Annotated in this window: 10 protein-coding genes and 1 pseudogene; 6 read left to right on the top strand and 5 right to left on the bottom strand. The window is 67.3% G+C overall.

Features of this window, described 5'->3' with window-relative positions; genetic code table 11:
* Window positions 1–98 precede the first annotated feature (98 nt).
* Genes FHR37_RS19045 through FHR37_RS19030 form a run of 4 tightly spaced genes read left to right on the top strand, consistent with a single transcriptional unit; the run spans window position 99 to window position 3,561 of the window.
* A complete protein-coding gene (locus tag FHR37_RS19045; protein WP_092881771.1) occupies window positions 99–500 on the top strand; it encodes a TOBE domain-containing protein in 402 nt (133 codons plus the stop codon).
* A 20-nt stretch (window positions 501–520) separates the two neighbouring features.
* Complete coding sequence (gene modA, locus FHR37_RS19040) at window positions 521–1,333, top strand: molybdate ABC transporter substrate-binding protein (protein WP_202817894.1); 813 nt, start codon at window positions 521–523, stop codon at window positions 1,331–1,333.
* An 11-nt stretch (window positions 1,334–1,344) separates the two neighbouring features.
* The gene (locus FHR37_RS19035; RefSeq protein WP_092880969.1) at window positions 1,345–2,382 is read left to right on the top strand and encodes a DUF4037 domain-containing protein; all 1,038 of its coding nucleotides are present in this window, start codon (window positions 1,345–1,347) and stop codon (window positions 2,380–2,382) included.
* A gap of 42 nt (window positions 2,383–2,424) precedes the next feature.
* Window positions 2,425–3,561, top strand: a complete 1,137-nt coding sequence (locus FHR37_RS19030) for an AAA family ATPase (RefSeq protein WP_092880971.1) — start codon at window positions 2,425–2,427, stop codon at window positions 3,559–3,561.
* On the opposite strand, the gene FHR37_RS19025 is transcribed toward FHR37_RS19030, so the two are convergent.
* From FHR37_RS19025 to FHR37_RS19015, 3 genes are all read right to left on the bottom strand, one after another.
* On the bottom strand, window positions 3,551–4,561 hold the full coding sequence (locus FHR37_RS19025) for a DMT family transporter (RefSeq protein ID WP_175542332.1): 1,011 nt from the start codon (window positions 4,559–4,561) through the stop codon (window positions 3,551–3,553). The two genes, FHR37_RS19030 and FHR37_RS19025, sit on opposite strands and share 11 nt — an antisense overlap.
* A complete protein-coding gene (locus FHR37_RS19020) occupies window positions 4,558–5,607 on the bottom strand; it encodes a mandelate racemase/muconate lactonizing enzyme family protein (RefSeq protein WP_092880975.1) in 1,050 nt (349 codons plus the stop codon). Before FHR37_RS19020 ends, FHR37_RS19025 begins: the two co-directional genes overlap by 4 nt.
* Window positions 5,608–5,669: 62 nt before the next feature.
* A complete protein-coding gene (locus FHR37_RS19015) occupies window positions 5,670–6,848 on the bottom strand; it encodes a mandelate racemase/muconate lactonizing enzyme family protein (protein ID WP_175542333.1) in 1,179 nt (392 codons plus the stop codon).
* Window positions 6,849–7,228: 380 nt separating this feature from the next.
* On the opposite strand from FHR37_RS19015, the gene FHR37_RS19010 reads away from it, so the two are divergent.
* Window positions 7,229–8,578 (top strand): MFS transporter, encoded by a 1,350-nt coding sequence (locus FHR37_RS19010; protein WP_237768563.1) that lies wholly within the window; start codon window positions 7,229–7,231, stop codon window positions 8,576–8,578.
* Between the two features lie 212 nt (window positions 8,579–8,790).
* A pseudogene (locus tag FHR37_RS19005) lies at window positions 8,791–9,898 on the top strand (IS630 family transposase).
* Window positions 9,899–9,932: 34 nt separating this feature from the next.
* Here FHR37_RS19005 and FHR37_RS19000 read toward each other — a convergent pair.
* The gene (locus FHR37_RS19000) at window positions 9,933–11,333 is read right to left on the bottom strand and encodes a hypothetical protein (RefSeq protein WP_139238812.1); all 1,401 of its coding nucleotides are present in this window, start codon (window positions 11,331–11,333) and stop codon (window positions 9,933–9,935) included.
* Window positions 11,334–11,781: 448 nt separating this feature from the next.
* On the bottom strand, window positions 11,782–12,495 hold the full coding sequence (locus FHR37_RS33470) for an FkbM family methyltransferase (protein ID WP_092880981.1): 714 nt from the start codon (window positions 12,493–12,495) through the stop codon (window positions 11,782–11,784).
* Between the last annotated feature and the right edge of the window lie 66 nt (window positions 12,496–12,561).

The raw sequence follows: 12,561 nt of genomic DNA, 5'->3' as shown, positions 1-12,561 counted from the left end.
GGCTGTCCAGCAGATTCGGCCGGTCGCCGTCGTACAGGACGCGGGTGCGAGGGTAATCGCCGGTTTCGCATCGCACCTGCGCCCGCTATGGTGTGGGTGTGACAGCGTTCCGGATCAGTGAGGCCGCCGAGCTTCTCGGCGTCAGCAACGACACCGTACGTCGCTGGGTGGACGCCGGCCGGCTCGCCGCCGACCGCGACGGGCAGGGGCACCGGGTGGTGGCCGGGCAGGACCTGGCCGCGTTCGCCCGCGCGCAGGCCGGTGAGCCGGACGCCGACGGCACCGGGTTCTCCTCCGCCCGCAACCGGCTGCGCGGCATCGTCACCGCCGTCGCGAAGGACACCGTGATGGCCCAGGTCGACATCCAGGCCGGGCCGTTCCGGGTGGTCTCGCTGATGAGCCGGGAGGCGGTGGACGAGCTGGGCCTGGAGGTGGGTTCGGTCGCGGTCGCGGTGATCAAGTCCACGAACGTCGTGGTCGAACGCGGGGGCAGGTCATGAGTGCACGGTTGCGTACCTCCATGGCTGCCGTCGTCGCGGCGACGCTGCTCGCTGTCGCCGGTTGCGGGAGTACGACGAACTCCGCCGGCGACGACTCCGCCAACAAGGTCGGCAAGAGCACCACCAGCGCGGCCACGAAGTCCGGCACGCCGAAGGTCTCCGGGACGATCACGGTGTTCGCCGCGGCCTCGCTGACCGAGTCGTTCACCACCCTGGGCAAGGAGTTCGAGGCGGCTCATCCCGGCGTGACGGTCCGGCTCAGCTTCGGCGGCAGCTCCGCCCTGGCCACCCAGATCAACCAGGGCGCGCCCGCGGACGTTTTCGCCTCCGCCGCACCGGCCAACATGGACAATGTCACGAAGCAGGGCCACGCGGCCGGCAGCCCGACGACCTTCGTTCGCAACCAGCTGGTGATCGCGGTGCCGAAGGGAAACCCCCAGCAGGTAAAGGGATTGGATGATCTGACCAAGCCGGGGACGAAGGTCGCGCTGTGCGCGGAGCAGGTGCCCTGCGGAGCGGCGGCGAAGAAGGCGTTGGCCGCCGCGCACGTCAAGCTCACCCCGGTGACGCTCGAGCCCGATGTCAAGGGCGCCCTGACAAAGGTAAGGATCCGCGAGGTCGACGCCGCCCTCGTCTACCGCACGGACGTACGGTCGGCCGCCTCCGACGTCGACGGCATCGAGTTTCCCGAGTCGGCCAAGGCGATCAACGCCTACCCGATCGTCGTACTGAAGACCGGCCGGAACGCGAACGGCGGTAGGGCCTTCACCGACTTCGTGTTGTCCGCTCGTGGACAGTCCGTCCTCACCCGCGCGGGGTTCCAGACTCCGTAAAGTCCTTCCGCATGACTGCATTCGGTTCCGGCTTCGTTTCCGGCAGGGAGCTCAGTGCGCGGTTCTACCACGAGGCGGTGCGCCCGGTCCTGGACGCGCGGTTCCCCGGACTGCCGCACAGCGCGGCGCTTCTCGGCCGGGGCTCGGAGGTGCTGGGCTTCGACGACGAAATGTCGGCGGACCACGACTGGGATGCGCGGGTTCTCCTCTTCCTGCGGGAGGAGGACCACGCCCGGCACGGCGAACCAGTCGAGGACGCCCTGCGGAGCGCACTGCCCGCTCGCTTCGGAGATCGCCCGACGAAGTACGAGCTCCATACTCTGCGCGGCTACGTCCTTACCCACCTGGGGTTCGACCTCGGCGACGAGCTCACGGCGCACGACTGGCTCACCTTTCCCGAGGACCGGCTCCGGATGCTCACCGCCGGCGCCGTCCACCACGACGACATCGGCCTGCAGGCAGTCCGTGACCGGTTCGCCTACTACCCGCACGACGTCTGGCTCTACCTCCTGCTGGCCGGCTGGTGGCGGGTGCACCCGGAGGCCAACCTGGTGGGCCGAACCGGCTTCGCGGGTGACGAACTCGGGTCGGCGCTCATCGGTGCGCAACTGGTGCACGACCTGATGTCCCTGTGTTTCCTGATGGAACGCCAGTACGCGCCGTACTCCAAGTGGTTCGGCACCGCCTTCTCCCGGCTGGCCTGCGGCGCCGACCTGTCTCCCGTACTCACCCGTGCTCTTCGAGCCGAGGCCTGGCCCGAACGCGAGGAGGCGCTGGCGGTGGCGTACGAGAAGGTCGCGGCCCTGCACAACGCGCTCGGCGTCACCGATCCCGTTGCCACCGAGGTGCACCGGCTGTGGAACCGTCCGTTCAAGGTCGTCTGGGGAGACTTCCCGGGTGCGCTGCGCGCGCAGATCCGGGACCCGGCGGTGGAACGCATCGCGCGACGGTGGCCGGTCGGGCGGATCGACCAGGTGCGGGACCTGCTGCCGGTGGCGCGCCGTCGGCAGGAGTTGCTGCGCCTGTACGACGAACCCGACGCGGGGTAAGTCGTTCGCGCCCGCGGACGAGTGCGGCGTAGGGTCGCGCAGATGAGCGAACTGGTCCCGGTGCTGTGGATCTGCGGACCGCCCGGAGTGGGCAAGTCGGCGGTCGGCTGTGACCTCTACACCCAGCTGGTCGGCGCCGGCGTGCACGTGGGTTATGTCGACCTGGATCAGCTCGGCATGTGTTACCCCGAACCCGCGAACGATCCCGGTCGGCACCGGATGCAGGCAGCCAACCTCGCCGCGGTGGTGGCCACCTACACGGCCGCCGGCGCCGCATGCGTGGTCGTCTCCGGTCTTCTCGACCCGCATCACGACGAACCGGTGAGCCCGTTGCCGCGATCGGCGGTGACCGTGTGCCGGCTGCGCGCCGATGCCGACGTACTCCGTGCGCGGTTCGCCGGCCGGGGCGCTCAGGTGGAGCTGGTGGAGGAGGTGCTGCGGGAGGCCGCGGCGCTGGATGGCAGCGACGTCGCCGACGTGTGCGTGGACACCACCGGCCTGCCCGTCGACGAGGTGGTACGCCAGGTGCGGACGCATCTGGGAGAGTGGCCAGCCCCCGACGCAAGGGCATCGCGTGCCGACCTTGCGCCCCGGCGGATCAGCCACGCACCCGGCCCGGTCCTGTGGGTGTGCGGCGCCACCGGGGTCGGCAAGTCAACCGTGGGTTGGCAGCTGTTCGAGCACGCCCGAGCCACAGGCGTACCCGCGGCGTTCGTCGACCTCGACCAGCTCGGCCACCTCCGGGTCGGCGGCACGGGGCCGGCCGTCCACCAGGTCAGGGCGGACAATCTCGCGGCGGTGTGGGACACCTTCCACGCCAACGGCGCGCGGTGCCTGGTCGTCAACGGCCCGGTCGACGACCCGGATGCCGTACGCACGTACGCGAACGCGCTGCCGGCCGCGACTCTGACCGTCTGCCGGCTGCACGCCGGCCGGGAGGAACTCACCCGCCGGATCCAGGCGCGCGGCCAGGGCGGCAGCTGGTGGCAGCCTGGCGATCCGCTGAGAGGACAGCCGGACTCGGTGCTGCGGCAGGTGGCGGCCGACGCGGCAAGGGTCGCGACGGGCCTGGAGCAAGCCGAGGTTGGCGACCACCGGATCGACACCGACGGGCGTACGGTCGACGAAGTGGTGCAAGCCGTCCTTGCCTCGACCGGCGGCCGGCCGGCTACGGCGTGACCGTCTGCTTGTCCCTGGCGGCGGTGATGCTGGACACCGCGACCGCCGCCACCATCAGCGCCGAACCCAGCAGCAGCCACCGGGTTGGCATCGGCTCGGACGGCACCAGGGCGTCCAGCACGATGCCGCAGACCAGCTGTCCGGACAGGGCTGCCAGCACCGTCCGGAGCACGCCGATGGAGCGGGCGGCGATCATGTTCGCCCCGGTGACCACGAGCGCGAGCACGCCACCGAGGTAGGCCCACCAGGTCGCAGGCCACCCGGCGAACGGCAGCGCCCCCGCGGCAGCGAGTACCCCGGCACCCAGTCCGAGTGCGAGCGTTCCCACCGTCGCGTTCACCAGGGACGCCGCACCCACGTTGCGGGCGACCGCCGCCAGCCTGGCGTTCAGAGCGGCCTGCACCGACCGGCCCATGCCGAGGACCAGGACGAACGCCATCACTCCGAGCGCCACGCCGGCCGCCGCATGACCGACCTGCGCGACGGCCACGGCGACGACAGCCAGTGCGGCCCCGGCCACCCGCCCGGCACTCACCGGCAGCCGGGCCGCGGAGCCGAGCCCGGCACGGTCGGCGGCGAGTCCGCCCACCCCGGTGCCACAGACCGACACGACGGTGAACAACGCCACGCCGAGGATCGGCGCCGCGAACGCCGTACCGGCGACCGAGACCGCTCCGATGGCGCCGCCCAGGTAGCTCCACCACGGCAGTCGTTCGCGAAGGACGCGGCGCAACGACGTTCGTACGGCCGGGGAGGCGACGGCGATCAACAGCAGGAGCGCGGTGGCGAGTCCGTTGCTCACCAGCGCCGCTGTCACCGGCGTGCCGAGGCCGGTGGCCAGCCGTCCGTTCACCAGCGCCTGCGCGGCCGAGGCGGCGCCTCCGGTGACCGCGACGGCGACCGCACCTGCCTGGCCGACGACACCGGACAGCAGTCGCCGGTCGGGTGCGGATCCGTCGGACGGCGCGCTCGTGTTCGGCGGGCAGGCGGAGGACGTCACCCCCACTCGAAACCGGGCCCCTGCGGTGCGAGCGCGCAGCCGTTCTCGAGTCGTGGGTACGCCGTCGGCGAGGACTGCAGGCCGGTTTCCAGCCAGATCGCCGTCGGTGCGCACAGCAGCAGGCTCAGCGCCGCGGGCCCGCCGCCGTGCGAGGCGTACGGGACGCCGAACGCCGAGGCCAGCGCCCCGACCGCACGGATCTCGGTCGGCCCGCCCGCCCGGCGAAGGTCGGGCTGCACGATGTCGCAGCCACGGCGTTCGAAGAATTCGCGGAACTGGCCGGCACCGTAGAGGTTCTCACCGGCGGCGACCGGGATGCGCAGTCGGCTGGTGAGTTCTGCGTAGCCCGCGAAGTCCTGTGCGGGCAGGGGTTCCTCGAACCACGTCACGCCCAGCTCGCCGAACGCCTCGCCTCGGCGCAGCGCCTCGCTGAGTGTCAACACCTGGTTGGCATCGACCATCAGCGCGACGTCGGGGCCGATCTCGGACCGGACCGCCTCGATCCGGCGTACGTCGTCGTCCAGATCCCCGGCGCCCACCTTGATCTTCACACCGCGAAAGCCCTGCGCGACCGCCGCACCACACTGTTGCCGGAGTTCGTCGAGGTCGTAGTTGGACCAGCCGACCATCGCGTACGCGGGAACGCGGTCGCGGTGCGCGCCCCACAGCTGGTACGTCGGCACGCCGTGGGCCTTGCCCAGCAGGTCCCACAAGGCGACGTCGATCGCGCTGATGCCGAACGTCGCGAACCCCGCCGTGCCGTGGTACTCGGTCTCCACCTTCAGCGACTCGACGATCGCGGGGATCTGGGTGGCGTCCCGACTCACCACCAGCGGAGCCAGCACCTCGTCGATGTAGACCGACAACGCCTTCGGCGCCCCGTCGATCCGCCCGAACGACGACGAGCCACGTCCGACCAGGCCGTCCTCGGACTCGACCTCGACGTCCACCGAGCCGCCACCGGTCAGGGTCTGCAAGGCGTCCCTGATCGGCCGGGCCGCGTGCGGGCGCACCGAGTAGGTCGTACGTACTTCCTTCACCCGCATGGGCTTTCCTTCCCCCCGGATCGTCTCGACTCGTTGCGTTGCGCTCCGCAGTCCCCGCGTACTCACCAGTCGGAGACGGAGTTGTCCTCGCGGTGGAGGATGTGCGGACCCGCGAGCTGGTAGGGCTCGGCGAGCGCGGCCTCGTCGTTCAGCTCCACGCCGAGGCCGGGGGAGCCGCCGCTGTAGAGGTTGCCGCCCTCCAGCCGCATGTCGGTGGTCACGATGTCGGCGAGGATGTCCGGCCGCCAGGTGAGCTCCTGGACGGCGAACAGCGGTGTGGACAGGTCGAAGTGCAGGCAAGCCGCGGTTGACACCGGCCCGAGCGGGTTGTGCGGGACCTGTTCGATGTAGTGGGCCTCGCACCAGCCGGCGACCTTGCGGGCCTCGGTGAGCCCGCCGCAGATGCACAGATCCACCCGGCAGTAGTCCATCAGGTCGCGTTCGATCAGATCGCGCCAGTCCCACTTGCTCGGCAGCTGCTCGCCGGTGGCGATCGGCACCGAGATGTGATGGCGCAGGTAGGCGAACTCGGCGGGGTTCTCCGCCCGCAGCGGGTCCTCGATGAAGAACGGCCGCATGGGCTGGAGTTCTCGCGCCAGTTCGATGGCGTACGGCGGGGTGGTGCGCTGGTGGAAGTCGACGCAGATCTCGATCTCCGGGCCGACCGCGTCCCGCAGTGCGCCGAACGCCTCCACGGTCCACCGCACCGCGCGGGACTGTTCGTAGATGCCCTCGGCGCCTTGCCGGCTGCCCTCGCCGGCCCCGAACCGGATGAACTGCCAGCCCTGCTCGACTTGGCCCTTGGCGTAGTCGACCATCGCGTCGATGGCACCGCGCGGGCCGTGGCCGACGCCGGGTTGCTGCACGTGGCAGTAGCAGCGCGCGTAGTCGCGGGTACGCCCGCCCAGCAGGTCGTAGACGGGGACGCCGAGCACCTTGCCGCGCAGGTCCCACAACGCGATGTCGATGGCCGCGACCGCGGCGGAGTGGACGTGCCCACCGCGGAAGAAGTGGCCGCGCCACAACGTCTGCCAGATGTGCTCGATCCGGGTCGGGTCCATGCCGCGGAGGATCGGTGTGAAGCTCTCGACCATGCCGCGTACGGCCAGCTCACGACCCGTGACGCCGGCCTCACCGAGGCCGGTCACACCCTCGTCGGTGTAGATCTTCACGAACGTGTAGTTGCGGGTCGGGCGCTCGCGGTCGTGGACGAGGAAGGTCTTGACGTCCGTGATCTTCATGAGTCTCCTCATGGACAGACGGTCCGGCGGGACCGGCGCCCACCGTGATCTTTCACTCGATCCTAGGGCGAACCAGGCGCGGCCCGACCGGCGGGCAAGCGCTGTCCGCTAACGGACAACTATCCGGTGGGCGTGTTCACGCGGGCAGGTTGCTCGCGGACGGCCGGTCGACGGCGCGTCCGGCCGCTGTTCAGGCGGGCAGTTATCACGTTGGGGTCCCAGCCGCATGCAGGCGCAAGTTGATCTTGCCTGAGATAGTTCGCGCTTTGAAACGTTGCACAGGACGCTGCTAGCGTGCCGCGGTCCGGAAACGGCCTAGGAGGACTATGAGTTCAGATACATCCGCCAGTCCGACCGTGGAAGAAGAGCAACCATCGGGGGTGTTGCGCAGAGCGATCGCCGCGTCGGCCATCGGGAACGGAACCGAGTGGTTCGACTACGGCATCTATTCGTACGGCGTCATCTACATCTCGGCCGCGTTCTTTCCGGGTGACACCCAGAACGCGACGCTGTTTGCTCTGCTGACGTTCGCGGTGTCGTTCCTGGTTCGCCCACTGGGCGGTCTGATCTGGGGACCGCTGGGGGACCGGCTCGGCCGCAAGCACGTTCTTGCGCTGACGATCCTGCTGATGTCGGGTGCGACGCTGGGCGTCGGGCTCATTCCGAGCTACCACTCCATCGGCCTGTGGGCGCCGGCGCTGCTGGTGATCCTGCGGATGGTCCAGGGGTTCTCCACCGGTGGCGAGTACGGCGGTGCGGCGACGTTCATGGCGGAGTACGCACCGAGCCGGCGTCGCGGCTTCTTCGGCAGCTTCCTGGAGTTCGGGACGCTGGCGGGCTTCTCGCTCGGTGCCCTGCTGATGCTCGGCTGCTCGCTGGCACTTGGCGACGACACCATGCACGCGTGGGGCTGGCGGCTGCCGTTCCTCGTGGCGGCACCGCTCGGTCTGATCGGCGTCTACCTGCGCTCCAAGCTGGAGGACACTCCGGTGTTCCAGGAGCTGGAGGCGTCGGGTGAGAAGGAGAAGATCCGCCACCCGTTCCGGAGCCTGATCACGGAGTACTGGCGGCCCATCCTGCAGCTCGGCGGTCTGGTCATCGCGCTGAACGTCGTCAACTACACCTTGCTGACGTACATGCCGACCTACCTCAAGACCGAGATCGGGCTGAGCGCGAACTGGTCACTGATCGTCCCGATCATCGGCATGCTGGCGATGATGGTGTTCGTGCCGTTCGCCGGTGCGTTCTCCGACCGCTTCGGCCGCAAGCCGATGTGGTGGCTCTCGCTCGGCGGACTGTTCATCGCCGTCGTGCCGATGTTCTTGCTGATGGCGACGAACGTGGTGGGTGCGGTGATCGGGTTCGCCGTCCTCGGCCTGCTCTACGTCCCGCAGCTGGCGACGATCTCCGCGACGTTCCCGGCGATGTTCCCGACGCACATCCGGTACGCCGGGTTCGCCATCGCCTACAACGTCTCGACGTCGTTGTTCGGCGGTACGGCACCGGCTGTCAACGACTGGCTGACGGCGAAGACCGGTGTCGCGCTGACGCCGGCGTTCTACATGATGGCTGCCTGTGCGATCGGTGCCATCTCGCTGATCCGGATCCCGGAGACCAGCCGGTGCCCGATCAACGGCACCGAGGTGCCCGGCACCGAGGACGCGCCGCCGCCGGTGGCGCTGGACCCGGAGCCGGTCGGCGCCGCGCCCGCCGCGGCCCGCACCACCTGAGTGCCAGGCCAGGCATGCTCGGCTGATCCGGCCTGCTGAAGTCAGTTCCTGCCCCGACGCCATTGGCGTCGGGGCAGGACTGCGTCGATGGCACACTGTCCGGCCAAGTCGAGGGGAGGGGGTGACCGTCAGGGGCGCACCGCAGTTGACGTCGCTTCTAGTGCCCCGCGTGGTTAGTTGTTTGACGGTGTGAGAGCTGTGACGATGGTGTCATGGCGAATCGTGCTGCTCCGGCGCTGATGCTGGGTGAGGGCGACCGGGAGCAACTGAGACGGTGGGTGCGGTCCTCTTCGGTTCGGGCCGGTATCGCGCAGCGGGCGCGGATCGTGTTGCTGGCGGCGGAGGAGCGACGAACACGGCGATCGCCGAGCAGGTCGGGGTGTCCCGCCCGACCGTGATCGCCTGGCGAAATCGTTACCAGAGCAAGGGTCTGGACGGACTCTTGGACGCCCAGCGGTCCGGTCGGCCTCGCCACATCGACCGGGCGAAGGTGATCGCGGTGACGTTGACGCCGCCGCCGAAGAAGTACGGCGTGAGCCACTGGTCGAGCCGGCTGCTGGCCCGCCATCTCGGCATCTCCGACCACGCAGTGGCCACGATCTGGCGCGAGTACGGGGTGCAGCCGTGGCGGGCAAGGTCGTTCCGGTTCTCCACCGACCCGCACCTGGAAGCCAAGGTCGTCGACGTCGTAGGGCTGTATCTGGATCCGCCCGGCGGCGCGATCGTGTTGTCGGTGGATGAGAAGTCCGAGATCCAGGCCCTGGACCGCACCGCGCCGGTGTTGCCGATGCAGCCGCACCTGATCGAAGCCTGTTCCCACGACTACGTCCGCCACGGCACCTCGACCCTGTTCGCCGCGCTGGAGGTCGCCACCGGCAAGGTGACCGCCGCCTGCAAGCCGCGGCACCGGCACAGCGAGTTCCTCGCCTTCCTCAAACAGATCGCCCGCGCCTACCCCGACACCAGCGACGACACCGGCGACAGCACCGGCGAGGGCGCCGGCCTGCACCTGATCATGGACAACTACGCAGCCCACAAACACCCAAGGTCCGCGACTGGCTGGCCGCCAACCCCCGAATCCAGGTCCACTTCACCCCCATCCACGCGTCCTGGATGAACCTGGTCGAGTGCTGGTTCTCCATGGCCGAACGCCAGGCCATCCACCGCGGCACCTACCGCAGCGTGCACGACCTCAACACCAAGCTCCGCGCCTACGTCGACGGCTGGAACGAACGCGCACACCCCTTCACCTGGACCAAGACCGCGCAGCAGATCCTGACCAAGGCGAACCGTAAGAAAACCTCAAACGCAGAGCACTAGCGAACCCATCCACCACTACAGAGTCGGGGCGGGGTCAATTCCCTGTGCGGAGTCTGTGATCGGCGTATAGATAGCCGGATTCGCTCTTGGTCCCGGAGGCCGACTCCTCTTCTGGACTGGGAGCTGATTGCAGTGCCATAACGGATATCATCAGCACGGGGAGGTACATCATGCCTATGAACGGAGCGTTCGGCTCCATCAGTGCGAGAGTAGCTAAAGCGACAACGATTCCATAACCGGTGGCCATTTGAGGCCCGCACATGAGTGGGCGGCGCAGCAGAAGGACTACTAGACGGGCTAGCAGAACGAGGGCCAGCAGGCCACCGACAACTCCAGTCCCGAGCGCGAAGAATAGTGGCGTTGTATGCGCGGTCAAGCCGTAGCTAGCATAGAAGTTTGATATTCCCGGCCCAAAGACCGAGTGCGCGGCAATCACCCGAAGCGACTCGATGTTGACTTCCAATCGGCCATTGGTGATGCCTCCCACGTAGGTGGAACTACCGCCGATCGTGCCGCCGGAAAACCGGGCGATGGTGTAGAGCTCAACGCCTACTCTCGACGCCATCCACAAACCCGCGCCCAGTAGCAGTCCGCCAACTACGACATGGGCCGGCCGCAACGTGCGGGGGCCTACCGCAAGCGCGGCCAAGCCTAGACCGGCTGCAGCCATGCCACCACGTCCGCCGCTGAGCACCAGTCCTGCAGTGGACACCGCTAGCCCGACGAACGCCAGCCAGCGCCTACTTCCCTTGTTTTCTCGGTTCACGACGAGTACGCAGCAGATCACCGCAGCAATCGCCAGCGCGTCACCCATGTACACCGTCGTACTGGCGAGTCCCGGTTTCCGCATGATGTCACCAGAGGACGCTGCAGGATTCGGCAAACCTAGCGCCTGCAGTACGACCACCAAACCACTGATTGTTGCACCGACCGCGAAGCCCATCAGTATATGGCGGTGCAGCACGCGCCGGTGGGCGATCACCCAGCTGGCTAATACCGACAGGACCATCGTGTAACCGCTAACAACGCCTATCTGGTCATCGCGGACCAGGGACATGCCCAGCAACAGCAACGCGAGGGCAGCCAGTGGTATGACCCATGAATGGATCACCTTCGCGGAGGGCTCGTTGGTGTCGCGACGCGCTCGGAGCAGCAAAACCCCGAGCATGGTGATTCGCATCAGGTCGAACGCGGCTGGTGGAACACCCTGAACGGTCCAGATTGGTAGCGCCAAACCCCATAGCCATGCCAGTGCTGGCAATGGTAACGCCAGAAACAGGTACAGGCCCATCACTCCGAGCGGTACCAATACGGCAACAGGAGCGGGCAATGCCGCCATCAGCCCGCCCGCAAGCCCTATTGCAAGCACAACAAGGATGGGGAACCGGATCTCGGACCAGTTGGCGGCCAGTCGGCCGAGGGCAGCAGACGTCATTCTTCGAGCCTAATGGACAACCCCTGAGCACGGGTGAAGACCTCGAGCTCCCAGCAGCTGTAGGTTGGGTTGGTTGGTCGTTCGCCTAAAGGATGGGAGTTGCGTTTGCTTTCTCTTGGGCGTCGTAGCGAGACAACCGATTGTGGGTGAACTAGCGCAGCGGTTCTAACTCTGACTCGCATTGGGGATATTGTTAGCATGGGTATACCGTGGTGTGTACTGGCTCGATGCGACGTAACGCTCGTCCGGCGACGGTGAAGCGACCAAGCCGGGGACGCGTGGATGCCCGCCCGCCACCGAGTCAGCCTATTCAAGGCATGCCGGAGTGGGCAGGGCGCTTCGAAAATCGAACGTTGTGATCGAAGACCGTCCTCGTCGAACGACACGTGCGCATGCACCTCCCGCTTTCGCGTCAATCCTTACCTCGCGCGCAAGCTGCAAGGATCGGTTAGTCGATGGATGCCAACTCAATTACATCACGAACTGGGCCAACGAGCCTAGTAAACGTGTAGTTCCAGCCATCGATCTTGGCTAGGGTGTAGCCAGCTGCGCGCAACTGGGCTGCCGCCCTAACTGTTCTTTTGAGAGGCTGCGGTTGGTCGAACTCCACGCACACGACGCTGGGCGAAATGCCATCACGAAGAAGTGATTCAATAACCTCATACTCGGCTCCCTCGATATCCATCTTAAGAAGGTCTATGTGATCATCTCGCAGTTCCGTCATTAGAGATCTTACAGTCTTGACTGGAGCTTCGAACCACGTGCTGGTTTCCTGCAGATTTACCGCTGAATGTGATACATGGCGTGTGTCTTTTGGTGCATAGAACCGCAAGACTCCATCATAGGACCACACGCCAACCGGAATGAAGGAGAAGGACGCATCAGTTGGCGCAACTTGCCGCACATGTTCAATCGCTCTGGGAGTAGGGTCGAGTGTGACGACTCGACATCCAGCCTTATGTAGCGCTAGGTCGAACGTAATGTCCTCGCCTGCCCCTGCGCAGTAGGCGACGGTGCCCGGGCGCAAAAGTGATCGAGGAACCCACCAGCCTCCATAAGTACTTCCGAGTCGTATTAGACGGTCGCCAGTTGCCGGGCGCAGCCAGAAGGCAAGTCCGCCTCGAGCAAGGCGATTTCTCGCGCGGCTAATTAGTCCGTTCATTGGTTGCCGGCATCCCCTTTTCATTCCTGTCTTCAGATTCTTATCTGACGCTCCCCTGGGCGAGGC

Origin of the sequence: Actinopolymorpha cephalotaxi (assembly GCF_013408535.1) — a bacterium.
Classification (GTDB): domain Bacteria; phylum Actinomycetota; class Actinomycetes; order Propionibacteriales; family Actinopolymorphaceae; genus Actinopolymorpha; species Actinopolymorpha cephalotaxi.
The sequence above is the reverse complement of the archived record's forward strand: the minus strand, read 5'-3'. Positions and strand labels throughout refer to the sequence as shown.